Genomic DNA, 22,632 nt, shown 5'->3' with positions numbered 1-22,632 from the left:
ATTTACGTATCGAGCATTGTTAATGCCCCGTCCTGTTTCGCTGGATTTTTCAGCCCGTGCGCAGTTATTTGCCCACTTGGCCGCTATGGAAAAAGCTGGGGTGCCTGTGACGCAGGCATTGCTCAGCTTATCGCTACCGGGGGGCAGCAAGGCCGCGTTATCCAGCCTGCAGGCACAGATAGCCAGCGGCAGCGATATGGCCAGTGCCGGACTGCGCAGTGGCGTATTCACCCCGCTGGACAGCACCCTGCTACGCGCCGCCCAGGCCAGCGGTTGTCTGGCTGCGGTTTATCAGCGACTTGCCGAGCGCTACAGCCACCGTGCGCAGCAGGGCGCGGCTGTAAAATCACGCTTGCTGTTGCCCGCCGCGGTGCTGGTGTTGGCGTTATTTATCCAGCCGCTGCCTGCATTGGTCGGTGGCCAGCTGAGTATTGCCGGGTATCTGTGGGGCGTACTCTGGCCGGTGCTGGCGCTGGGTACGCTCTATGCGCTGGGGCGTGGGCTTTATCGTCGGCCTGAACGCGCGCCAGCGGCGACGGCTTCGCCGCTCGATGCCCTGCTGGTGGGCGTGCCGGGTTTTGGCACGGCGCTGCTGCGGCGTAATCTGCGGGACTTTTTCGAGAGCCTGGGGCTGATGCTGGAGGCCGGCATGCCCATGCTCGACGCCCTGCCCAAGGCCTGCGCGGTGATCCGCCATACGCCACTGCGCAAACGTTTCAGTGGTATGCAACTGGCTGTACAGCGTGGTCAGAGCCTGGCGCAGGCCTTGGCCAGTCTGGACTTCCCCGGCCATGGCTTGGCTCTTGGTCTGATTCGCACGGGGGAGGCCAGTGGCACCTTGCCAGCCAGTCTGCTCAACTACGCCGGGGTGGAAACACAGAAACTGGATAGCCTGACCGAACAGCTGGCGACCTGGTTGCCGCGTGCGCTGTATGCCGGGGTGATGCTATGGATGGCCTATGGACTGCTGACGGGCGCAGGCTTTGGGCCGCGCTTACCGGCAGAATTAGGTTAGTGGCACGGTGGACTGAAAGGAGGGTGCAAGGTTACTGGTCGACTATGTAGTTTTACTACATGACGAGTTTTGTAGTTTTGCTACATAATCACTCGCTCAGAATTGACCATGAACGATGGTGCACCCCATGCAAAGAGCCTCGCATCACGACCTTCGCGCACAATTTCGTGCGCTTCTTGCTTCGAATAGCTGCTATCACACTGCTTCTGTGTTTGATCCTATGGCCGCTCGAATTGCCGCTGATCTTGGCTTTGAAGTCGGCATTTTGGGTGGTTCTGTAGCTTCACTACAAGTTCTGGCCGCACCGGATTTCGCCCTCATCACCCTTAGCGAATTTGTCGAGCAGGCCACGCGGATCGGCCGTGTCAGCCGCCTGCCGGTCATCGCCGATGCTGACCACGGCTATGGCAATGCGCTCAACGTAATGCGCACGGTGATGGAACTGGAGCGCGCGGGGATTGCCGCGCTGACCATCGAAGACACCCTGCTACCCGCGCAATTCGGCCGTAAGTCCACCGACCTGATCAGTATCGACGAAGGTGTCGGCAAGATCCGTGCGGCCCTGGAAGCGCGGGTTGATCCGGACCTGGCGATCATCGCTCGCACCCATGCCGGCGTGCTGGATGTCAGCGAGGTGATTCGCCGAACCCAGGCCTATCAGGCGGCCGGCGCTGATGCCATTTGCCTGGTTGGGGTCGAGGATTTTACTCACTTAGAGCAGATTGCTGCGCACCTCAGCGTTCCGTTGATGCTGGTGACTTACGGCAACCCGTCGTTGCGCGATAACGCGCGTCTGGCCAGCCTCGGTGTGCGCATCGTGGTCAACGGTCATGCCGCCTACTTCGCGGCGATCAAGGCCACTTACGACTGCCTGCGTGAGCAGCGCGGTGTAGATGCATGCGATCTCAACGCCACAGAGCTGACCCACAAATACACTCAGCCCGAGGACTACATTGTCTGGGCGCGCGAGTTTATGGAGGTCAAGGAGTAAGGCGACCGCGTGCGCTTGAGATTTGCCCGCAGGCGGCGCATATCTAGAGGCATACAAGGCGGAGGACAAGTGCGATGGCCGGTGGCTGGGCAAATGATGGTGCGGTACAGGAGCAGATCGACAGCAGCATCGAGGACGCCATTCAGCGCGCCCGCAGCCAGCTGCCGCGCGGCGAAAGCCTGAGCCATTGCGAGGAATGCGCCGCCGCCATTCCCGAGGCGCGGCGCAACGCCATCCCCGGTGTGCACCTGTGCGTGGCCTGCCAGACCGCGCATGACAAGGAGCAGGCTCGATTCAGCGGCTATAACCGCCGCGGCAGCAAGGACAGCCAGCTGCGCTGAGGCGCACCGTAACGCCCATCGCTCGCGTAGCCAGCGTCAGGCGCGAATATCCACGCCGCCAGTCTGGCTCTGCATGATCGACATGGCCGTCTGCAGCATCTTCAAGGTCGCCGCGTCGTTACGCGCTGTGGCGCCTTCAATGCCGGCGCGGGCCTTCTGGGTAAAGTCATGGCGCGTGTTGTTGTTTGCCGCGGGCAGCTCGCCTGTCAGACCGCCGGCTACCGGTATTTTCATGCTCATGGCCATAAACGCGCGGCTGTCATCGAGTGACATCTGCCCGCTGCGAATTTGACCATTGGTCCAGTCGCGCAGGTCCTGGCGGGTCATGCTGCTGAAGTCAGCATGTGTGGTTTTCGGCGCACTGGATGTGGTGCTGGCCAGCACCGCCGAGAAGGACGTATCAGTGCTTCGGTTCTGGTTGGCCGCTGACGCACGTTGGTTGGCGGCTGGGTAGGTGGCTCCTGCATCAACTCTCATGGCGGTTCCTTTCGACCGGTTAAATGAGCCTTGTGCCGAGCAAAACCTGCGCCAAATCGTTGCATCCGCCGGGCTGAGCGGCTTCTGCGGCGTACGAAGCTCGCCCGCTCAGCGCGTTAGGCGGGCCGTTCGGCAACAGCTTGCCGGTAATCGGGCAACCTGTTGCCGGCAGCCAGGCCTCTGTGTGTCAGAACAGGAAATAACGCTGCGCCATTGGCAGTACATCCGCCGGCTCGCACCAGAGCAGCTGGCCATCGGCCTTGACCTGATAGTTCTGCGGGTCGACTTCGATGGTCGGCAGGTAATCGTTGTGGATCAGGTCGGTCTTCTGCACCTCGCGGCAGCCTTTGACCACGCCGATCTTTTTCTTCAATCCCAGCTGCTCGGGTACACCGGCCTCGAACGCCGCCTGGCTGATAAAGGTGATGCTGGTGGCGTGGCGGCTACCGCCGTAGCTGGCGAACATCGGCCGGTAGTGCACCGGCTGCGGCGTGGGGATTGAAGCGTTGGCGTCGCCCATCAGGCTGGCGGCAATCGCGCCGCCCTTGAGGATCAGCGTCGGTTTGACGCCGAAGAACGCCGGGCGCCAGAGCACCAGATCCGCCCATTTGCCCACCTCGATCGAGCCCACTTCATGGCTGATGCCGTGGGTGATGGCCGGGTTGATGGTGTACTTGGCGATATAGCGTTTGACCCGGAAATTGCTGTTGCCGGGGCCGTCGCCTTCCAGTGGGCCGCGCTGTTTGTGCATCTTGTCGGCGGTCTGCCAGGTGCGGGTGATCACCTCGCCAACGCGGCCCATGGCCTGGCTGTCGGAGCTGATCATGCTGAAGGCGCCAAGGTCATGCAAGATATCCTCGGCGGCGATGGTTTCGCGGCGGATACGGCTTTCGGCAAACGCCACGTCCTCGGCGATGCTCGGGTCGAGGTGATGGCAGACCATCAGCATGTCCAGGTGCTCGTCGATGGTGTTGCGGGTAAACGGCCGGGTCGGGTTGGTCGAGCTGGGCAATACATTCGGGAAGCCGCAGGCCTTGATGATGTCCGGCGCATGGCCGCCGCCGGCACCCTCGGTGTGATAGGTGTGAATGGTGCGGCCCTTGAACGTGCCGAGGGTGGTCTCGACGAAGCCGGACTCGTTCAGGGTGTCGGTGTGGATTGCCACCTGTACGTCATATTCGTCAGCGACCGACAGGCAGTTGTCGATCGCCGCCGGGGTGGTGCCCCAGTCTTCATGCAGCTTGAGGCCGATAGCGCCGGCCTTGACCTGCTCAATCAACGGCTCGGGCAGCGAGGCGTTGCCCTTGCCGGTAAAGCCCATGTTCATCGGAAAGGCATCGGCGGCCTGCAGCATGCGCGCCATGTGCCACGGCCCGGAGGTGCAGGTGGTGGCGTTGGTGCCGGTGGCCGGCCCGGTGCCGCCGCCGATCATGGTGGTGACGCCGCTCATCAAGGCCTCTTCGATCTGCTGCGGGCAGATGAAGTGGATATGGCTGTCGATGCCGCCGGCGGTGAGGATCATGCCTTCACCGGCGATCACTTCGGTGCCTGCGCCGATGGCGATGGTCACGTCCGGCTGAATGTCGGCGTTACCGGCTTTGCCGATGGCGGCGATGCGCCCGTCTTTGAGGCCCACGTCGGCTTTGACGATGCCCCAGTGGTCGATGATCAGCGCGTTTGTGATCAGCGTATCGACCACATCGGCGGCGCACAGTTGGCCCTGACCCATGCCGTCGCGGATGACCTTACCGCCGCCGAATTTCACTTCTTCGCCATAGGTGGTGAAGTCTTTCTCAACCTCGATCCACAACTCGGTATCGGCCAGGCGCACCTTGTCGCCGACGGTGGGGCCGAACATGTCGGCGTAGGCTTGGCGGGATATTTTCATGTTTGTCCTATCCGTAGGATGGGTTAGCGGCGAAGCAGCGTAACCCATCAATGCTTGGTTCGGTTTTGGCGATGGGTATCGCTTCGCTCCACCCATCCTACCCAGACGTTACAGATCGCCCATCACCCGCCCGGCAAAGCCGAACACGCGGCGATGGCCGGCCAGGTCAACCAGTTCCACTTCGCGGCTTTGCCCCGGTTCGAAGCGCACGGCGGTGCCGGCCGGAATGTTCAAGCGCATGCCGCGTGTGCTGGCACGGTCGAAGGTCAGGGCGTCGTTGGTTTCAAAAAAATGGAAGTGCGAGCCGACCTGAATCGGCCGGTCGCCGCTGTTGGCCACGCTCAGGCTGATCGTGCGACGGCCTGCATTAAGCTCGATTTCGCCGTCCTGGATCTGGTATTCGCCGGGGATCATCGCTGCTTCACTCCAGGGTCAATTGCATAAAGGTGAGGTCCAGCCAGCGGCCGAACTTGCGGCCGACCTGCGGCATCTGGCCGGTGGTGACGAATCCGAGGCGCTCATGCAGGCGGATCGAGGCGCTGTTGCCGCTCTCGATGGCTGCGACCATCACGTGCAGACTGGCCGCTTGTGCGCGTTCGATCAAGGCGCTCATCAGCAAGGGGCCAAGCCCCTGACCGCGTTGGTCGCTGCGCACATACACCGAGTGTTCCACGGTGTGGCGAAAGCCTTCGATGGCGCGCCAGGTGCCGTAGCTGGCATAGCCGAGCACCTCGCCCGCGTCGCTGTGGGCCACCAACACCGGAAAGCCAGCTGCCGTGCGCTCGCTCAGCCAGGCCTGACGGTTGTTCAGGTCAACCAGAGTTTCGTTCCAGATCGCCGTGGTGTGCTGCACGGCATCGTTGTAGATAGCAAGGATGGCAGGCAAGTCGGCGTTAGTAGCGTCTTGGATAATCATGTGTTTTCCAGGAATCCATTCAAGGTCGTAGCGAGCGCAGCTCAGGCAAGGCGCAAGTTGGCGAGGATGCGCAGTTGACGCCTGTCAATGAGCAATCCGAGTCAACTTGCAACGCAGCATGGGCAAGCGCAGTAGACATTGGATGGGTTCCTTAGGCGATCGGTTGGTGGACGGTTACTAGCTTGGTGCCATCCGGGAAGGTGGCTTCCACCTGAATCTCCGGGATCATCTCTGGAATGCCTTCCATCACCTGATCGCGACTCAGCAAGGTGGTGCCGTAATGCATCAGTTCGGCGACGGTCTGGCCATCGCGCGCGCCTTCGAGCAAGGCGGCGGAGATGTAGGCCATGGCTTCCGGGTAGTTGAGCTTTACGCCACGGGCTAGGCGACGTTCGGCCACCAGGCCGGCGGTGAAGATCAGCAGTTTGTCTTTTTCTCTAGGGGTCAGGTCCATCAGGTACTCCAGATACGTGGGGGCACAGCAGTGCGGCCGAGCAGGGCCGGGCGCAGCAGATGCCAGAGTTCGATCAGCCAGGCGCGGGCGTGCAGGGCCTCGCTGGCCAGGCAGCGGGCCACCAGCAGGCCGGGTAATTGGGTCAGGTCACCGCGCACCGGCGTGCTCAGGCTGCGGCAGTGTTCAAGCAGTTCGCTGTCGATTTCACCGCTGATCAGTAGGGTGGCGAATACCGGTTTGCCGTCCAGGCCGATGGGCGAGTCAAGCAGGCCATCGCCGCCGACCACTCGCTGGCGTTCGTGCCAGAGCAGTTGGCCATCGCGGCGGATATTCAGTTGCGCCTGAAAGTGGCCTGCGTCGAAGCGTTCGCCACTGGCCGGTCGGCCGAGGGCGACGATGTCCCAATAGAGCAGCTTGGCATCGCCGTGCAATTCGATATCGGTGGTCAGTTCAGCCTGGGCAGCGGCGTAGACGATGGTTTCCTGCGGCAGCCATTCCAGGGTGGCGCCGGCTTCCACGCGCAGTTTCAGGCTCTGGTAGGCCGGGCCGGCGGCGCGGTACCACTTGGCCGCGCCGGGGCTGGTCAATTGCGCCCAAGCGTTGCTGCCGACCGTGGCCGAAATGTCCAGGCGATCACCGCCAGCGATGCCGCCGGGCGGGTGGACGATGATGTGTTGGCACACCTCGGGCCCTTCGGCGTACAGGTGCTTCTGCACCCGCAGCGGGCCTTTATGGCGGCGCAAGGTCGGCCGCGTGCAATCGTCATCGCGGCCATAGCCCAGCTCCAGCTCGGCGTGCCAGCTGGGCGTGAAGACGGCGGCGGGAGCGTTCATGCGCTCACCCGCTTGCGCCGTTGACGGCAGGCTTGCACGGCGGAGTAAACACACAGCAGAACCAGGCCCAAGCTGACCGCCAACCACCATTGCAAGTGCATACCGTAGTAGGGCGGTGCATGCAGCGCACCTTGCAGCCAGAACAGCGCCAGGCCGATGGCCAGGAGGCAGGCGCACAGCGCGCGGCCCCAGGAGCGGCAGTAAGAGCGCGGACGCAGCAGCGCCAGCAGCAGGCCGCATTCGGCCAAGGCGATGGCGCAGAAAATCAGCACTGGTTTCAGCGGGTAGGGCAGTTCGCTACCGGCGGGCAGGGCGCGCAGCATCCAGTAGTCCGGCTGGTTGCCGGCCCAGATCAGCAGGGCGATACCCGTCAGTGCGGTGAGCGGGAGCAGGGCGTGACGCAGGGCAAACATCGGGGCCTCGAATCCGTGGGCGAAAGCCTGATTATGCGCAAAGAAAAGGGCCAGCGTCGCCATTCAGATTGCGACCAGTCCGCGCACGCCGTCGGCTTCCATGGTTTCGCCACGGCCCTGCTGGACGATTTCGCCACGGCTCATTACCAGGTACTGATCGGCCAGCTCGGCGGCAAAGTCATAGAACTGCTCGACCAGCAGGATGGCCATGTCACCGCGTTCGGCGAGCTTTTTGATCACCACGCCGATCTCCTTGATCACTGAGGGCTGGATGCCTTCGGTGGGCTCATCGAGGATCAGCAAACGCGGCTTGCTCGCCAGTGCGCGGCCGATGGCCAGCTGTTGCTGCTGGCCGCCGGAAAGGTCGCCGCCACGGCGTTGCTTCATCTCACGCAGCACCGGGAACAGCTCATAGATAAATTCCGGTACCACTTTGGCGTCGCTGCCGGGAAAACGTGACAGGCCCATCAGCAGGTTTTCTTCCACGGTCAAACGGCCGAAGATTTCTCGGCCCTGGGGCACGTAGGCAATGCCTGCGTGCACGCGCTGGTGCGGCTTGAAGGCGGTGATGGGCTGGCCTTCCCACTTCACCGCGCCTTCTTTGGCCGGGATCAGGCCCATCAGGCATTTCAGCAGGGTGGTCTTGCCCACGCCGTTACGGCCGAGCAGGCAGGTGACTTCGCCGACCTTCACGTCGAACGACAGGCCACGGAGGATATGGCTGCCGCCGTAGTACTGATGCAGTTGCTCAACTTGCAGCATGTTCAGGCTCTCAATTCTGTGGAGTTTGGACGGTCGTGATCGCGGCGTTAGCGGCCCAGATAAACCTCAATCACTCGTTCATCGGCCTGCACCTGCTCCAGCGAGCCTTCGGCCAGCACGCTGCCCTGGTGCAGCACGGTGACGTGGTCGGCGATGCTGCCGACAAAGCCCATATCGTGCTCGACCACCATCAGCGAGTGCTTGCGCGCCAGCGACTTGAACAGCTCAGCGGTGAACTCGGTTTCGGCGTCGGTCATGCCCGCCACCGGCTCATCGAGCAGTAGCAATTGCGGGTCTTGCACCAGCAGCATGCCGATCTCCAGAAACTGCTTCTGGCCGTGCGACAGCAGGCCGGCCGGGCGATTGCGCGAGGCGTCGAGCTTGATGGTCTGCAGCACTTCATCGATGCGGTCTTTCTGCTCGCCGGTCAGCTTGGCGCGCAGGCTCGCCCACACCGACTTGTTGGTTTTCTGCGCCAGTTCGAGGTTCTCGAACACGCTCAGCGCCTCGAACACCGTCGGTTTCTGGAACTTGCGGCCGATGCCGGACTGGGCAATTTCCACTTCGCTCATCAGGGTCAGGTCGAGGGTTTCGCCAAAATAGGCAACGCCGTTGTCCGGGCGGGTTTTACCGGTGATCACGTCCATCATGGTGGTCTTGCCTGCACCGTTGGGGCCGATGATGCAGCGCAGTTCACCTACGCCGATGTACAGCGTCAGGTTGGTCAGTGCCTTGAAACCATCGAAGCTGACGTTGATGTCTTCCAGGGTCAGGATAGTGCCGTGGCGCACATTCAGACCCTTGGTGGCCAGGGCGCTGGCACCGATTGGGTCACGGCCGCTGCCGGACGGGTCATAGGCAGGTTCGAGCATAAATTCGGGGACCGGAGTGGCGCGCATTATTGCTCTCCTGTGGAAGTCGTTATGAGCGCGTCGCGAGCAATTTCAGCTGCAAGGCGCACGGCGCGCAGCGACGAGACAGTACGAATGTGTACGGCGAGGAGCGAGCACCGCGCAACGCCGCAGATGGAATGCGCAGCAGCGTTCATGATGACTTCCTACGCAGAAGGCCGATCACACCTTTGGGTAAGAACAAGGTCACGACGATAAACAGAAAGCCCAGGGCGAACAGCCAGTACTCGGGGAAGGCCACGGTGAACCAGCTCTTCATGCCGTTGACCAAGCCAGCACCGAGCAGCGGACCGATCAGCGTGCCCCGCCCGCCGAGGGCGACCCACACGGCCGCTTCGATGGAGTTGGTCGGCGACATTTCACTGGGGTTGATGATGCCCACCTGCGGTACATACAACGCGCCGGCCAGGCCACAGAGCACGGCGCTGAGCACCCAGATAAACAGTTTGTAGCCGCGCGGGTCGTAGCCGCAGAACATCAGACGGTTTTCCGCATCGCGCAGTGCAGTCAGTACCCGGCCGAACTTGCTGCGCGCAAGCCGCCAGCCCAGATAAAGGCTGGCCACGAGTAGCACGACGGTGGCGAGGAACAGCACTGCGCGGGTATGAGCCGAGGTGATGTCGAAGCCGAGAATGGTGCGGAAGTTGGTAAAGCCGTTGTTGCCGCCAAAGCCTGTTTCGTTGCGAAAGAACAGCAGCATGCCGGCAAAGGTCAGCGCCTGGGTCATGATCGAGAAGTACACGCCCTTGATCCGCGAGCGGAAGGCGAAGAAACCGAACACCAAGGCCAGCAAACCGGGGGCCAACACCACCAGGCACAGCGCCCAGAGGAAGTTGCTGGTGCCGTACCAGTACCAGGGCAGCTCGGTCCAGGCGAGGAAACTCATAAAGGCTGGCAGGCCATCGCCGGCGGCTTCGCGCATTAAGTACATGCCCATGGCGTAACCGCCGAGGGCGAAGAACAGGCCGTGGCCGAGCGACAGCAGGCCGGCGTAACCCCAGACCAGATCGAGCGCCAGGGCGACGATGCTGTAGCAGAGGATTTTGCCGACCAGGGTCAGGCTGTAGGCCGAGACATGCAGGGCGTTGTCCGCCGGCAGCAGGTGCAGCAGCGGCATGGCCAGCAGCACGGCGAGTACCAGCAGGCCGATCGCCATGGAGGCTTGCGGGCCGAGTTTGGCGCTGGCGCGCGCCAGCAACGTTTGGTTGAGTGGCATAGTCATCAGTCGATCACCCGTCCTTTCAAAGCAAACAGACCTTGCGGGCGTTTCTGAATAAACAGAATGATCAGCGCGAGGATAAGGATCTTGCCGAGCACGGCACCGATCTGCGGTTCAAGAATCTTGTTGGCGATGCCCAGCCCGAAGGCCGCCATCACGCTACCGGCCAGTTGACCGACGCCGCCGAGTACCACCACCAGGAACGAGTCGATGATGTAGCTCTGCCCGAGGTCGGGGCCGACGTTACCGATCTGGCTCAGGGCCACACCGCCGAGGCCAGCGATACCGGAGCCCAAACCGAACGCCAGCATGTCCACCCGGCCGGTCGGCACGCCGCAGCAGGCAGCCATATTGCGGTTCTGGGTTACGGCGCGGACGTTGAGGCCGAGGCGGGTCTTGTTCAGCAGCAGCCAGGTCAGCACCACCACAAAAAGGGCGAAGCCGATGATCACGATGCGGTTGTACGGCAGCACCAGGTTCGGCAGCACCTGAATGCCGCCGGACAGCCAGTAGGGGTTGGCCACTTCGACGTTCTGCGCGCCGAACAGCACGCGTACCAGCTGGATCAGAATCAGGCTGATGCCCCAGGTGGCCAGCAGGGTTTCCAGCGGGCGACCGTAGAGGTGGCGAATCACCGTGCGTTCTAGCGCCATGCCGATAGCGGCGGTGACGAAGAACGCCACCGGCAGCGCCACCAGCGGGTAGAGCGCCAGGGCTTCCGGGGCGAAACGTTGGAACAGCACCTGCACCATATAGGTGGAGTAGGCGCCGAGCATCAGCATCTCGCCGTGGGCCATATTGATGACGCCGAGCAGGCCGAAGGTGATGGCCAGGCCGAGTGCGGCCAGCAGTAGGATCGAACCGAGCGACAGGCCGCTAAACGCCTGGCCGAGCAGCTCGCCGATCAGCAGTTTGCGTTTGACCTGGGCCAAGCTGGTTTCGGCAGCGGTGCGTACCGTCGGGTCACTTTCCACGGCCGGGTCGAGCAGGGTTTCCAGGCGGGTGCGAGCCAGCGGGTCGCCGGTTTCACCGAGCAGGCGCACAGCCGCCAGGCGCACGGCCAGGTCGCTGTCGACCAGTTGCAGGTTGGCCAGGGCCAGGGTCAGGGCATCGCGCACCGCATCATCGGTTTCGCTGGCGACCTGGGCGTTAAGCAGTTGCAGCTGCGCCGGCTTGGCGCTCTTCTGCAGTTGTTGAGCAGCGGCCAGGCGCAGCACCGGGTCATCAACCAACAGCTGGTGACTGGCCACCGCAGTGGCGATCAGGCCGCGCAGGCGGTTGTTCAGGCGCAGCTTCTTTGGCGTGTCGAGGGGCTGTGCTTCACCTTCGGCGGCCTGGTAGTTGCCGGCGGTTTCGATAAAGGCGGTTTTGGCGCTGTCAGCAGCGACGCGGCCTTGTTGAAGGGCTTCGAGCAGCGGCAGGCGCGCAGCTTCGGGCGCGGCGGACCAGCGTTCGAGCAGGCTGGCCTGCTTGGCCGGGTTGGCGGTGACGAAGTCCTGGGCGTCACCGGCGTGCGCGGCCAGGGGCAGCAGCAACAGCAGGCTCAGCAGAATTCGGGTAACGGCAGTGGGCATAGGGCAGTCCTTTGGGAGTACCAGCCGCCGCGTGGACGCGGCGGCTGGTAAGCCTTGGCCCGGAGGCGATCCGGGCAGGGCGTTCCCGGATGTCATCCGGGCTTACTGGCAGGTGCTTAGTTCGACTTGACCGCGTAATCCGGCTTCTTGTCGTTGCCTTCGATAAACGGGCTCCATGGCTGGGCGCGGACCGGGCTGCTGGTTTCCCAGACCACGGAGAACTGCCCGTCTTCCTGGATTTCACCGATCATCACTGGCTTGTGCAGGTGGTGGTTGGTCTTGTCCATGGTCAGGGTGTAGCCGCTTGGTGCAGCGAAGGTCTGGCCGTAGAGCGCTTCACGGACCTTGTCGACTTCGGTGGTGCCAGCTTTCTCGACCGCTTGCGCCCACATATTGATGCCGACGTAGGTGGCTTCCATCGGGTCGTTGGTCACGGCCTTGTCGGCGCCTGGCAGGTTCTTGGCTTTGGCGTAGGCCTTCCACTTGGCGACAAACTCGGTGTTGACCGGGTTCTCTACCGACTGGAAGTAGTTCCACGCGGCCAGGTGGCCGACCAGTGGCTTGGTGTCGATGCCGCGCAGTTCTTCTTCACCTACGGAGAAGGCCACGACGGGGACGTCGGTGGCTTCCAGGCCCTGGTTGGCCAGTTCCTTGTAGAACGGCACGTTGGAGTCGCCGTTGACGGTGGAGATCACCGCGGTCTTACCGCCAGCGGAGAACTTCTTGATGTTGGCGACGATGGTTTGATAGTCACTGTGGCCGAACGGGGTGTAGACCTCTTCGATGTCTTTCTCAGCCACGCCTTTGCTGATAAGGAAGGCGCGCAGGATCTTGTTGGTGGTGCGCGGGTAGACGTAGTCGGTGCCGAGCAGGAAGTAGCGCTTGGCGGCGCCGCCGTCTTCGCTCATCAGGTACTCGACCGCCGGGATGGCCTGCTGGTTTGGCGCGGCGCCGGTGTAGAAGACGTTTGGCGACATCTCTTCGCCTTCGTATTGCACGGGGTAGAACAGCAGGCCGTTGAGTTCTTCAAATACTGGCAGCACGGATTTGCGCGACACGCTGGTCCAGCAGCCGAACACCACGTCGACCTTGTCCTGGGTCAGCAGCTGGCGGCCCTTCTCGGCGAACAGCGGCCAGTTCGAGGCCGGATCGACCACCACGGCTTCCAGTTGTTTGCCATTCACGCCACCCTTGGCGTTGATCTCGTCGATGGTCATCAACGCCATGTCTTTCAGCGACGTTTCCGAAATGGCCATGGTGCCGGACAACGAGTGCAGGATGCCGACCTTGATGGTCTCGGCGGCTTGCACGGTCCAGGTCATGCCCATGGCGGCGATGGACGCGGTGAGGGTAAAGGCCTTGATCAGGTTGCGACGTTGCATGGTGCGATCTCCATTCACGAACTTAAGTGTTTGAGCTGCTGGTTTTTAGTTGTTTGTCTGGCAGTTGAAACAGGGCAGGGCCCTGGGTCTTCACTTCAGGTCTTCACCTCTGGTGCCGGCATGGTGCGCTGACGCGCGCTGTGCAGCATGTGCAGGGTGATCTTGCGCACTTCGGCCTTGCTGACCTCTATATGGGTCTTGAGCAATAGCTGTGCCTCTTCGCATCGCCGCGACAAAATTGCCGCGAGAATTTCGCCATGTTCGTTATAAGTGGCCGCCACGCGCGGGCTCTGGGTGAAGTCCAAGCGCCTGATAATGCGGATTTTCTCGCTCACCTCGGCGTGCAGGCGGGCCATCTCACGGTTGCCGGCGGCTTCCAGCAACTGGCAGTGAAATCGCTCATCCAGGCGCGAGACTTCGCGGCCGTCCTGTAAACGCTGTTCGGGTTGCACCAGCCAGGTGCGTTGAAGTTGCACCAGTGCGTCGCTGTGCTCGTCTTGGGGGCGTTCGCACAACCGCCGCACGGCTTCCAGTTCGAGGACGATGCGTACTTCATACAGCTCCTCGAAATGCGCGAAGTCGAACGGCATCACTTGCCAGCCACTGCGGAAATACACTTGCAGGTAGCCTTCGCGCTGCAGGCGGTAAAGCGCCTGGCGCACCGGGGTGCGGCTGGCGGCCACGCGCTCGGCGATCTCGCCTTCGGAGAAGCGATCACCGGGCAGCAGGCGGAACTCGAAGATGTCGTCCTTGAGCTGCAGGTAGATGCGCTCGGCGAGGTTGTCCGGGCGTTCCTTACCGCTGCTGGCGGCGCCGCTCAGTTGCATGGCATCAGCCCTGCTGCTGGCTGGCGATAAACGCGCGCCAGCCACCGAAGCTGGTGATATCGCGCGCGCCATCTAGCGCATAGGGTTCGCAGATAAAGCCTTTGACCCAGCGACCATCGGCCAGCTGCAGATTGCCGATACCCAACGGTGCGGGAATCTCCGCGACGAATTCGCCGAAGCGTGCCTGAGGGATATCCCACAGCTCGACGATGATCGCCGCGCCATCGGCGGCTACCCGTGCCAGGCCTGGTTTCGGCGGCACAGTGCCGGGCAGGGCATACAGGCGATATGTGGCAGCGCTGGTGGTTTGCTCGACCAGCACGGCGTCGCGGCTGGTGAGTTGGAAGTTCAGCGGCATACCGGTCAGGTGTGCGCCGACTACGGCGACGCGCACGCTGCCGGGGGCTGGCGTGCTGCTTGGCGCCTGCTCGGGCAATGCTTTACCCGTGGCGCCCAGCGGTAGCTTGAGCGCTTGCTGCCAGCGTTGACCTAAGGCAGCCAGGGCCTGGTCATGCCAGGCTGGAGCGATCAGGGTGATACCGGCCGGCAGACCGTCGGCACGAAATCCGGCGGGTACGGCCAGGGCCGACAGGTCGGCGAGGTTGGTGAAGTTGGTGTAGGTGCCGAACTGGCTGTTGAATAGCACGGGTTCGACTTCCATCTCGGCCAGGCTGCGAAGGGTCGGCGAGGTCGGTACCACCAGGGCATCGAAGCCGGCCAGCACGTCATTGATCGTCCGGCTCAGTGCGGCGCGAGTGTATTCGGCCTTGTAGGCATCGCAGGCGCTGTATTTATGGCCGTTTTCGACGATACCGCGCACCACCGGGTTGATATGTTCCGGGACGACGCCTTCGAGCGCCACAGTGCGTTCGGCGACCCAGCTGCCGTAATACAGCTGCTCGGCCAGTTGCTGGAAGGGCGTGAAATCGATTTCCACCAGATCAGCGCCCAGTTCGCGCAGTGTGCCCAGGGCTTGCTCAAACACCGCCTGGTTCTGCCTATCGCCAAAGAACTCGGGGTTGCTTGGCACTGCCAGGCGCGGCTTGGTCGGCATGCCGACCTTGGCGCTATTGGGGTTCTTACGGCTGTACGGATCGGCTGCGTCATAGCCGCCGGCGATCTGTGCCACGCTCAGGGCATCGCTGATGCTCAGGGCAAATACGGAAATGCAGTCAAGCGTTTTGCAGACCGGCACCAGGCCGCTATTGGACAGCCAGCCCTTGCTCGGCTTGAGCCCGACGATGTTGTTGAAGCCCGCTGGAACACGGCCGGAGCCGGCGGTGTCGGTGCCCAGCGAGAAGGGCACCAGGCCACGCGCCACCACGCTGGCTGAGCCGGAGCTGGAACCGCCGCTGACGTAATCCGGATTAAAGCTGTTGCGCACCGCGCCATACGGCGAACGGGTGCCGACCAGGCCGGTGGCGAACTGGTCAAGGTTGGTCTTGCCGATCAGGATGGCGCCCGCAGCGCGCAGCTTGGCCACCACCGTGGCGTCGGCTGCAGCGGTGTAGGCGAACTCCTGGCAGGCAGCGGTGGTGGGCCAGCCGGCAGCGTCGATATTGTCCTTGATGGCGAAGGGCACGCCGTAGAGCGGCAGCTTGCTCAGCTCGCCGTTGGCGGCGTCGAGTAGCGCTGACAATGCATCGAGCTGGGCATCGAGCTGCGCTTCGCTGGCCAGGGTGATCCAGGCATTGTCCTCTGTGCTCAGTTCGAGGCGCAGGCTGTGCAGCAGCTCGGCGGGCGATTGGCCGTCGCGGTAGGTCTGTTGCCAGTCGGTGAGAGTGAGGGCGATCGGGGCGTTGGACATGCGCTGATATTCCATCTTGTATCCAAGTAATGGAGTGATCAGAGCAAGCCCGGTGCCAGGTTTGCCAAGTTGATCTATTTCAATGAGTTAGCCGCGTATTGCGGCTTTTCAGAGGGCGGCGCAGAACGGTCGGTGCACCGCAGCGGGGCCGATTGCCAGCTTGTGGTGCAGCCCGAAGCGCATCCGGGCGGGGTCAGAGGGCGAGGTAGTTCTTTACCCCGGTAAAGATGATCTGCGCGGCCAGGGCGCAGACAAACAGCCCCATCAGGCGGCTGACGATCTGCAGGCCCTGATCGCCGAGCAGGCGCTCGAACTGGTTGGACATATACAGCACCACGCCCACCGTGAGGCTGGCCAGGGCGATGCCCAGCACTGCCACGGCCTTGTCGCCCCAGTCCGGTTGGCTAGCACCCATCAGCAGCAGTGCACCGATGGTGCCAGGGCCGACGGTGAGCGGGATGGTTAGTGGCACGATGGTTACGTCCTGCTGCACGTTATCGCTCTGCACCGCCGACTTGCCCTGGGCCATGCCGAGGGCTGAGATAAACAACACGCTGCCCGCGCCGATGCGGAAGGCGTCGATGGTGATGCCGAACAGGGTGAAGATGTGTTTACCGAACAGGTACAGCAGCACGCTGGCGATCAGTACGCCGAGGGCGACTTTCCAGGCCAGGCGCTTGCGTTCTTTGACCGTATAGCCACGGCTCAGGCCGATAAAACACGACAGCACGAAGAAAGGGCTATAGAGCACCAGCAGTTTCAAATACAGGCTGAACAGCGCGGACGCCATGGAAAGGACTCGTCTCGATAAAGAAGGGTGGCAGGGTAAGCGTGTAGCGGTTGCCGGGCAATCACCCTGCTCAGGACGGCAGGGCGTCGCGTTGGCGGCGGATTTCCCGTTCGGCGACCCAGTGTTCGATCAGCTCGCGCAGTTGCGACATTTCCACCGGCTTGGACATATGCCCGTCCATGCCAACCTGGCGGGCGCGTTCTTTGTGCTCATTGAGGATGTGCGCGGTGAGCGCCACTACCGGGGTGCGTGTGCGCTGCTCGGCGGCTTCCCAGGCGCGCAGCTGCTCGGTGGCGGAGAAACCGTCGAGTACCGGCATCTCACAATCCATCAGCACCAGGTCGTACTGCTTAGCTTTCATCGCGCTGAGGGCTTCTTCGCCGTTGCTGGCAGTGTCGGGCTGCAAGTTCAGCTTGCCGAGCATGCCGCGGATCACCTTGGTGGAGATGGTGTTGTCCTCGGCCACCAGGATGCGGAAGTCATTGGGCACGTTCAGCGGCGCGCTAACCGGCGTTGGGCTGAACATCGGTGAATCGCCCTTGCCGCGTTGCGCCAGTTCATCGGCCAGGGTGGTTTTCAGGGTATAGCCAGCCACCGGCTTGGCCAGGATGCGTTTGATCCCGGCGTTGCGCGCGATGATCTTGCTCGGCGCATTGCTGATGCCGGTGAGCATGATCACCAGGATGTCGTGATTGAGGTTGGCGTCTTCCTTGATTCGCGCGGCCAGCTGCATGCCGGTCATGCCGGGCATGTCCTGATCGAGCAGCACGGCATCGAAATACTCACGCAGATGCGCCTTGGTGCGCAGCAGAGCCATGGCCTCTTTACCCGAGGGCACGGCGCTTACCTGCATGCCCCAGGCGCTGCATTGTTGCACCAGCACCTTGCGGCAGGTGTCGTTGTCGTCCACCACCAGTAGGCGCGCGCCCTGCAGCGAGGCGTCGAGGTCAGCGGTGGGCTGCTCCAGGCGCGTGGCGTCCAGCGGCAGGGTCAACCACAGGGTCGAGCCCTGGTTGCCGCCGCTCTGGATGCCGAACTCGCCTTCCATCAAGCGCACCAGCTGGCGAGCGATGATCAGGCCGAGGCGGCCGCCGATTTTGGTGGCGGCAAGGAAGTCCTTGCTGTGCAGTTCGGCATTTAGCAGCGCGTCGCGCTCGCTGGCATCCAGCGGTTTGCCACTGTCCTGTACGGCAATGCGCAGACGCGGTTGCTCGCTGTTGGTGTCGAGTGCGACCACCAGAAGGATTTCGCCTTCGTCGGTCTGTTTGAAGGCATTGTCCAGCAGGCTCAGCAGGGTCTGGCGCAGGCGCGTGGGGTCGCCGCTGATCACCCGTGGCACTTGCGGCTGCATAAAGCTGATCAGCTCGACCTTCTGCTGTTCGGCCTTGGCGCGGAAGATATCCAGGCAGTCTTCGATCAGCGCGTTGAGGTCGAACTGCACGTCATCCAGCTCGATCTGCCCGGATTCGAGCTTGGAGATATCGAGGATTTCGTTGATCAGGGTGAGCAGCTCGTTGCCCGAGCTGTGGATGGTCTGCACGTAATCGCGCTGCTTGGCGGACAGTGGCGTGCCGAGCAGCAGTTCGGTCATGCCCAGCACGCCATTCATCGGCGTGCGGATTTCGTGGCTGATCTTGGCGAGAAATTCCGCCTTGGCTTTCAATTCGGCGGAGCTGGCGGCGAGGGCGCGGCTGGTGCTGAACTGGTCCTGCATGATGCGTCGCTGTCGCTCACTCAAGGCCATGCTGAGGATAAAACCGCTGACGGCGGTGGTGGCGAGCAGGCCGTAAGCGATCCACTCACTCTGTACCGCCCAGTAGCCGAACAGGATTGGCAGGGCGCAGATAAAGGCTGCACAAAAAAGTAGCACTGCCAGGCTGAACAGCCGTGCCGGCTGGTAGCCATGGCGCCAGTGCGTCAATGCAACCATGAGGATGCTCAGGCCGGCGACGGCGTTGAGCAGGTAGACCAGTTGATTGAACTGCAGGTTGGTTGCCACCAGCAGGGCCACGCAGACCAGGCTGATCACCACCACTTCGCCGGTGAGCAGGTGGTTCAGCGGCGTACTCGGGCAGACCTTGTGGAAAAAACTGGCGGTAAAGCACAGGGCGCAGAGTGCGGCCAATAGCATCGACAGATTGGCAATCTGCGGTTGCAGGCTTTGCCATTCGCTGAGCCAGGGCGTACTGATCCCCAGCAGGCTGACCACCGCCACCAGCTGGCAGGCCTGGGTGGCCGCCAGCCACAGGCCGCTCACAGCACGCGTATAGGCAAAGCGCACAAGGTTATAGGCCACCAGCATGCCGAGGCAGCCGAGCAGCAAGCCAAACATCAGTGGGCGGTTGTCATCGGCGACCATCGCCTGCGCACTTTGCAGGGTAATGCTGGGGCGCAGCGAATGTTCCGAGGCCAGGCGCAGGTAGATATCCAGTGGCTGCTCAGCACTTGGCAGCGGCAAGAGGAAGTCACGGCTGGCCAGGGGGCGGCTGGAAAATGGCAGGTTGCTACCGGTGTGCGCCTGCTCGATCAGCGTATCGCCCTGCAGCACGTACAGGTCGAGATAGGCCAGATAAGGCGCGAACACCCGCAGCATCTGCGCATCAGTGTTGGCTGGCATGCGGTGATGCAGCCACAGCGCACTGTTGCCGCCAGGGGTGTAAAGCTGGGTGAGGTCGGTTGAGCGGAACTGCGCCTGGCGCTCGGGGCTGCGTACATCATTGAATTGCAGCTCAGCGCTCGGGTCGGTGAGGCTTGACCAGGATGCCTGCGCATCTGCCTGAGCTGACGCTACAGTAAGCGCCATCAGCAGCGTGCTGAGTAGCAGGTAGGTGGCAATCCTCAGCCGGCGCACAGTGAAGTCCCTTCAAAAATAAGTGCTTGGATTATAGCCAAGCTGTTCGCGAGGGAAATATGACAAAGGTGGCCAATTGGCCACCTTTGTCGTGTTTTACCCTTTATTTACCTTCATTTTTCCCCGCGTTCGCGGGCGATGGCGCGGTAGCCGATGTCGTTGCGGTAGAAACTGCCGTTCCAGCGGATTTTCTCAGCCAGGCGGTAGGCCTGCTGCTGAGCTTCTTCAACCGTACGACCGATTGCGGTGGCGCAGAGTACGCGGCCACCTGCGGTGACGATCTGGCCGTCCTTCAGAGCGGTGCCCGCATGGAACACTTTGCCTTCCAATTGCGCGGCAGCATCCAGACCTTCGATCACATCGCCCTTGGCGTAATCGGCCGGATAACCACCAGCGGCGATCACCACACCCACGGTTGGGCGTGGGTCCCAGGTGGCTTCGACCTTGTCCAGCGCCTTGGCCAGTGCGGCTTCGACCAGCAGAACCAGAGAGCTTTCCAGGCGGCACATGATCGGTTGGGTTTCTGGGTCGCCGAAGCGGCAGTTGAACTCAATAACCTTGGGCTTGCCGGCCTTGTCGATCATCAGTCCTGCGTAGAGGAAACCGGTGTAGACGTTGCCTTCTGCCGCCATACCGCGCACGGTCGGGTAGATCACTTCGTCCATCACCCGCTGGTGCACATCGGCGGTGACCACAGGGGCTGGCGAGTAAGCGCCCATGCCACCGGTGTTGGGGCCGGTATCGGCGTCGCCGACGCGCTTGTGGTCCTGGCTGGTGGCCATCGGCAGCACGTTCTCGCCGTCGACCATGACGATAAAGCTGGCTTCTTCGCCATCCAGAAACTCTTCAATGACCACACGCGAACCGGCGTCACCGAACGCGTTGCCAGCGAGCATGTCGCGTACGGCGTCTTCGGCTTCGGTCAGGGTCATGGCGACAATCACGCCTTTACCGGCAGCCAAGCCATCGGCCTTGATCACGATCGGCGCGCCGACTTTTTGCAGGTAGGCCAGGGCCGGCTCGACTTCGGTGAAGTTCTGGTAGTCGGCCGTTGGGATGTTCTGGCGTGCTAGGAAATCCTTGGTAAAGGCCTTGGAGCCTTCCAGCTGCGCAGCGGCGGCGGTGGGGCCGAAGATATCCAGCTTGCGCGAACGGAACAGATCAACCACGCCTTTAACCAGCGGCGCTTCCGGGCCGACGATGGTCAGCTGCACATTCTTTTCGGCGAAGTCAGCCAGCTGCTCGATGGCCAGTACGTCGATGGCGACATTCTCGCACTTGGGCTCAACGGCGGTGCCGGCGTTGCCCGGGGCGACGAAGACTTTCTCGACGCGCTTGTCCTGCGCCACTTTCCAGGCCAGGGCGTGTTCACGACCGCCGCTGCCGATGATCAATACGTTCATGTTGCTCTCCCAGTGGAGGCGGGCGTTGAGCCCGTTCGGTGGATAAGCAAAGCGTTATCCACCCTACGAAATGGGTGCTGCGTAGGGTGGATGGCCGCAGCCATCCACCGTTCCATCAATCAGTGACGGAAATGACGCATGCCTGTGAACACCATGGCGATGCCCGCTTCGTCGGCAGCCGCAATTACTTCGTTATCGCGCATCGAACCACCCGGCTGGATCACCGCAGTAATGCCATTGGCAGCAGCGTTATCCAAACCGTCGCGGAACGGGAAGAAGGCGTCGCTGGCCATCACCGAACCGGCAACCTGCAGGCCGGCGTGCTCAGCCTTGATCGCGGCGATCCGCGCGGAGTTGACGCGGCTCATCTGGCCGGCGCCAACACCGATGGTCTGGCGGCCCTTCGCATAAACGATGGCGTTAGATTTGACGAACTTGGCCACTTTCCAGGCGAAGATCAGGTCATGGATTTCCTGCTCGCTCGGTGCACGCTGAGTAACGATTTTCAGGTCTTCGGCCTTGATCATGCCGATGTCGCGGCTCTGCACCAGCAGGCCACCGTTGACGCGCTTGAAGTCCCAGCCAGCGCTGCGCTCGGCCGGCCATTCGCCGCATTCCAGCAGGCGTACGTTGGCTTTGGCGGCGACGATGGCGCGAGCCTCTGCGCTGATTTTCGGGGCGATGATCACTTCTACGAACTGGCGCTCGACGATGGCCTGGGCGGTGGCGCCGTCCAGCTCACGGTTGAAGGCGATGATGCCGCCGAATGCCGACTCGGTGTCAGTAGCGTAGGCCAGCTCGTAGGCTTGGCGGATGCCGCCTTCGCTGTCCAGCGCTACGGCCACGCCGCACGGGTTGGCATGCTTGACGATAACGCAGGCTGGTTTGACGAAGCTCTTTACGCACTCCAGCGCGGCGTCGGTGTCGGCCACGTTGTTGAACGACAGTTCTTTGCCTTGCAGCTGAATGGCGCTGGCCACGCTGGCTTCACCCTTCTGCGCTTCCACGTAGAACGCCGCGCTCTGGTGCGGGTTCTCGCCGTAGCGCATTTCCTGAGCCTTGATGAACTGGCTGTTGAAGGTGCGCGGGAACGCGCCGCGTTCTTCGGTACTCAGGGTGTCGCGGCTCTGGTCGATGGTGCCCAGGTAGTTAGCGATCATGCCGTCGTAGGCCGCGGTGTGCTCGAAGGCTTTCAGGGCCAGGTCGAAGCGCTGGGCATAGCTCAGGCCGCCGGCTTTCAGCGACTCAACGATGCCGGCGTAGTCGCCGGCATTGACCACGATGGCCACATCTTTGTGGTTCTTCGCGGCAGAACGAACCATGGTCGGGCCGCCGATGTCGATGTTCTCTATCGCGTCAGCCAGGTCACAGCCGGGCTTGGCCACGGTGGCAGCGAAGGGGTAGAGGTTGACCGCGACCAGGTCGATCGGCTTGATGCCGTGCTCGTCCATTACCGCTCCGTCGATGGCGCGACGGCCGAGGATGCCGCCGTGGATCTTCGGGTGCAGGGTCTTGACGCGACCGTCCATCATTTCCGGGAAGCCGGTGTAGTCGGCGACTTCCACAGCAGCGATGCCGTTGTCCTTGAGCAGCTTGTAAGTGCCGCCGGTGGAGAGGATTTCCACATTAAGGGCGACGAGCTCGCGGGCAAACTCGAGGATGCCGGTCTTGTCTGAAACACTGATCAAGGCGCGGCGAACGGGGAGGCGGGTGGTCTGGTCGGTCATTTCAGAATCCATCAGAGCGGGGATATCAGCAAAAAAGGCGGCTCATGTGGG

Annotated in this window: 21 protein-coding genes; 3 read left to right on the top strand and 18 right to left on the bottom strand. The window is 62.4% G+C overall.

The window, feature by feature from the left end:
* Positions 1–22: 22 nt before the first annotated feature.
* The 3 genes from HBN63_RS10900 (at position 23) to HBN63_RS10890 (ending at position 2,347) form a co-directional block, all read left to right on the top strand.
* Positions 23–1,015, top strand: coding sequence for a type II secretion system F family protein (locus HBN63_RS10900; protein ID WP_170049428.1), 993 nt, complete (start codon positions 23–25; stop codon positions 1,013–1,015).
* Between the two features lie 127 nt (positions 1,016–1,142).
* Positions 1,143–2,006, top strand: coding sequence for an oxaloacetate decarboxylase (locus tag HBN63_RS10895; protein ID WP_170049427.1), 864 nt, complete (start codon positions 1,143–1,145; stop codon positions 2,004–2,006).
* Between the two features lie 74 nt (positions 2,007–2,080).
* Positions 2,081–2,347: a DksA/TraR family C4-type zinc finger protein gene (locus HBN63_RS10890; RefSeq protein WP_160085639.1), complete on the top strand. Its 267-nt coding sequence runs from the start codon at positions 2,081–2,083 to the stop codon at positions 2,345–2,347.
* Between the two features lie 36 nt (positions 2,348–2,383).
* Here HBN63_RS10890 and HBN63_RS10885 read toward each other — a convergent pair whose 3' ends face one another.
* The 18 genes from HBN63_RS10885 to purH form a co-directional block, all read right to left on the bottom strand.
* A complete protein-coding gene (locus HBN63_RS10885) occupies positions 2,384–2,824 on the bottom strand; it encodes a hypothetical protein (protein WP_170049426.1) in 441 nt (146 codons plus the stop codon).
* A 187-nt stretch (positions 2,825–3,011) separates the two neighbouring features.
* Positions 3,012–4,712 carry an urease subunit alpha gene (ureC, locus tag HBN63_RS10880; RefSeq protein WP_170049425.1) on the bottom strand — a complete coding sequence of 567 codons (1,701 nt, stop codon included), beginning with the start codon at positions 4,710–4,712 and terminating at the stop codon, positions 3,012–3,014.
* Positions 4,713–4,820: 108 nt separating this feature from the next.
* Entirely contained in the window at positions 4,821–5,126 is a 306-nt protein-coding gene (locus HBN63_RS10875) for an urease subunit beta (RefSeq protein ID WP_170049424.1), read from the bottom strand.
* Positions 5,127–5,133: 7 nt separating this feature from the next.
* Positions 5,134–5,628: a GNAT family N-acetyltransferase gene (locus tag HBN63_RS10870; protein WP_170049423.1), complete on the bottom strand. Its 495-nt coding sequence runs from the start codon at positions 5,626–5,628 to the stop codon at positions 5,134–5,136.
* Between the two features lie 151 nt (positions 5,629–5,779).
* On the bottom strand, positions 5,780–6,082 hold the full coding sequence (ureA, locus tag HBN63_RS10865; protein ID WP_117165508.1) for an urease subunit gamma: 303 nt from the start codon (positions 6,080–6,082) through the stop codon (positions 5,780–5,782).
* Positions 6,082–6,915, bottom strand: coding sequence for an urease accessory protein UreD (locus HBN63_RS10860; protein ID WP_170049422.1), 834 nt, complete (start codon positions 6,913–6,915; stop codon positions 6,082–6,084). The genes ureA and HBN63_RS10860 overlap by 1 nt, the downstream gene beginning before the upstream one ends.
* Positions 6,912–7,328, bottom strand: a complete 417-nt coding sequence (locus tag HBN63_RS10855) for a hypothetical protein (protein WP_170049421.1) — start codon at positions 7,326–7,328, stop codon at positions 6,912–6,914. The genes HBN63_RS10860 and HBN63_RS10855 overlap by 4 nt, the downstream gene beginning before the upstream one ends.
* A 63-nt stretch (positions 7,329–7,391) precedes the next feature.
* Positions 7,392–8,090, bottom strand: coding sequence for an urea ABC transporter ATP-binding subunit UrtE (gene urtE, locus HBN63_RS10850; protein WP_170049420.1), 699 nt, complete (start codon positions 8,088–8,090; stop codon positions 7,392–7,394).
* Positions 8,091–8,137: 47 nt separating this feature from the next.
* Positions 8,138–8,989, bottom strand: coding sequence for an urea ABC transporter ATP-binding protein UrtD (gene urtD / locus HBN63_RS10845; RefSeq protein WP_170049419.1), 852 nt, complete (start codon positions 8,987–8,989; stop codon positions 8,138–8,140).
* A 145-nt stretch (positions 8,990–9,134) separates the two neighbouring features.
* Entirely contained in the window at positions 9,135–10,223 is a 1,089-nt protein-coding gene (gene urtC, locus HBN63_RS10840) for an urea ABC transporter permease subunit UrtC (protein ID WP_170049418.1), read from the bottom strand.
* Positions 10,223–11,794, bottom strand: a complete 1,572-nt coding sequence (urtB, locus tag HBN63_RS10835; protein WP_170049417.1) for an urea ABC transporter permease subunit UrtB — start codon at positions 11,792–11,794, stop codon at positions 10,223–10,225. The genes urtC and urtB overlap by 1 nt, the downstream gene beginning before the upstream one ends.
* A 116-nt stretch (positions 11,795–11,910) precedes the next feature.
* The gene (gene urtA / locus HBN63_RS10830; protein WP_090249584.1) at positions 11,911–13,176 is read right to left on the bottom strand and encodes an urea ABC transporter substrate-binding protein; all 1,266 of its coding nucleotides are present in this window, start codon (positions 13,174–13,176) and stop codon (positions 11,911–11,913) included.
* Between the two features lie 95 nt (positions 13,177–13,271).
* Entirely contained in the window at positions 13,272–14,003 is a 732-nt protein-coding gene (locus HBN63_RS10825; RefSeq protein ID WP_170049416.1) for a GntR family transcriptional regulator, read from the bottom strand.
* A gap of 4 nt (positions 14,004–14,007) precedes the next feature.
* Entirely contained in the window at positions 14,008–15,810 is a 1,803-nt protein-coding gene (gene atzF / locus HBN63_RS10820) for an allophanate hydrolase (protein WP_170049415.1), read from the bottom strand.
* A gap of 193 nt (positions 15,811–16,003) precedes the next feature.
* Positions 16,004–16,600 (bottom strand): MarC family protein, encoded by a 597-nt coding sequence (locus tag HBN63_RS10815; protein ID WP_090249576.1) that lies wholly within the window; start codon positions 16,598–16,600, stop codon positions 16,004–16,006.
* A gap of 70 nt (positions 16,601–16,670) precedes the next feature.
* Positions 16,671–19,403 carry a hybrid sensor histidine kinase/response regulator gene (locus tag HBN63_RS10810; protein WP_170049508.1) on the bottom strand — a complete coding sequence of 911 codons (2,733 nt, stop codon included), beginning with the start codon at positions 19,401–19,403 and terminating at the stop codon, positions 16,671–16,673.
* 161 nt (positions 19,404–19,564) lie between these two features.
* Positions 19,565–20,854 (bottom strand): phosphoribosylamine--glycine ligase, encoded by a 1,290-nt coding sequence (gene purD / locus HBN63_RS10805; RefSeq protein ID WP_170049414.1) that lies wholly within the window; start codon positions 20,852–20,854, stop codon positions 19,565–19,567.
* Positions 20,855–20,973: 119 nt separating this feature from the next.
* Entirely contained in the window at positions 20,974–22,581 is a 1,608-nt protein-coding gene (gene purH / locus HBN63_RS10800; RefSeq protein ID WP_170049413.1) for a bifunctional phosphoribosylaminoimidazolecarboxamide formyltransferase/IMP cyclohydrolase, read from the bottom strand.
* Between the last annotated feature and the right edge of the window lie 51 nt (positions 22,582–22,632).

Source organism: Pseudomonas sp. WS 5011 (genome assembly GCF_012985775.1).
Classification (GTDB): Bacteria; Pseudomonadota; Gammaproteobacteria; order Pseudomonadales; family Pseudomonadaceae; genus Aquipseudomonas; species Aquipseudomonas peli.
Note: the sequence above shows the minus strand (reverse complement) of the source record. Positions and strands in the feature narration are given on the sequence as shown.

Coding starts and splice junctions, on each gene's coding strand:
- urtA (WP_090249584.1), bottom strand. CDS start 13,176: ATGCAACGTCGCAACCTGATCAAGGCCTTTACCCTCACCGCGTCCATC.
- HBN63_RS10825 (WP_170049416.1), bottom strand. CDS start 14,003: ATGCAACTGAGCGGCGCCGCCAGCAGCGGTAAGGAACGCCCGGACAAC.
- atzF (WP_170049415.1), bottom strand. CDS start 15,810: ATGTCCAACGCCCCGATCGCCCTCACTCTCACCGACTGGCAACAGACC.
- HBN63_RS10860 (WP_170049422.1), bottom strand. CDS start 6,915: ATGAACGCTCCCGCCGCCGTCTTCACGCCCAGCTGGCACGCCGAGCTG.
- ureA (WP_117165508.1), bottom strand. CDS start 6,082: ATGGACCTGACCCCTAGAGAAAAAGACAAACTGCTGATCTTCACCGCC.
- HBN63_RS10875 (WP_170049424.1), bottom strand. CDS start 5,126: ATGATCCCCGGCGAATACCAGATCCAGGACGGCGAAATCGAGCTTAAT.
- HBN63_RS10855 (WP_170049421.1), bottom strand. CDS start 7,328: ATGTTTGCCCTGCGTCACGCCCTGCTCCCGCTCACCGCACTGACGGGT.
- purH (WP_170049413.1), bottom strand. CDS start 22,581: ATGACCGACCAGACCACCCGCCTCCCCGTTCGCCGCGCCTTGATCAGT.
- ureC (WP_170049425.1), bottom strand. CDS start 4,712: ATGAAAATATCCCGCCAAGCCTACGCCGACATGTTCGGCCCCACCGTC.
- HBN63_RS10870 (WP_170049423.1), bottom strand. CDS start 5,628: ATGATTATCCAAGACGCTACTAACGCCGACTTGCCTGCCATCCTTGCT.
- urtD (WP_170049419.1), bottom strand. CDS start 8,989: ATGCGCGCCACTCCGGTCCCCGAATTTATGCTCGAACCTGCCTATGAC.
- HBN63_RS10895 (WP_170049427.1), top strand. CDS start 1,143: ATGCAAAGAGCCTCGCATCACGACCTTCGCGCACAATTTCGTGCGCTT.
- HBN63_RS10885 (WP_170049426.1), bottom strand. CDS start 2,824: ATGAGAGTTGATGCAGGAGCCACCTACCCAGCCGCCAACCAACGTGCG.
- purD (WP_170049414.1), bottom strand. CDS start 20,854: ATGAACGTATTGATCATCGGCAGCGGCGGTCGTGAACACGCCCTGGCC.
- urtC (WP_170049418.1), bottom strand. CDS start 10,223: ATGACTATGCCACTCAACCAAACGTTGCTGGCGCGCGCCAGCGCCAAA.
- urtE (WP_170049420.1), bottom strand. CDS start 8,090: ATGCTGCAAGTTGAGCAACTGCATCAGTACTACGGCGGCAGCCATATC.
- urtB (WP_170049417.1), bottom strand. CDS start 11,794: ATGCCCACTGCCGTTACCCGAATTCTGCTGAGCCTGCTGTTGCTGCTG.
- HBN63_RS10900 (WP_170049428.1), top strand. CDS start 23: ATGCCCCGTCCTGTTTCGCTGGATTTTTCAGCCCGTGCGCAGTTATTT.
- HBN63_RS10890 (WP_160085639.1), top strand. CDS start 2,081: ATGGCCGGTGGCTGGGCAAATGATGGTGCGGTACAGGAGCAGATCGAC.
- HBN63_RS10815 (WP_090249576.1), bottom strand. CDS start 16,600: ATGGCGTCCGCGCTGTTCAGCCTGTATTTGAAACTGCTGGTGCTCTAT.
- HBN63_RS10810 (WP_170049508.1), bottom strand. CDS start 19,403: ATGGCGCTTACTGTAGCGTCAGCTCAGGCAGATGCGCAGGCATCCTGG.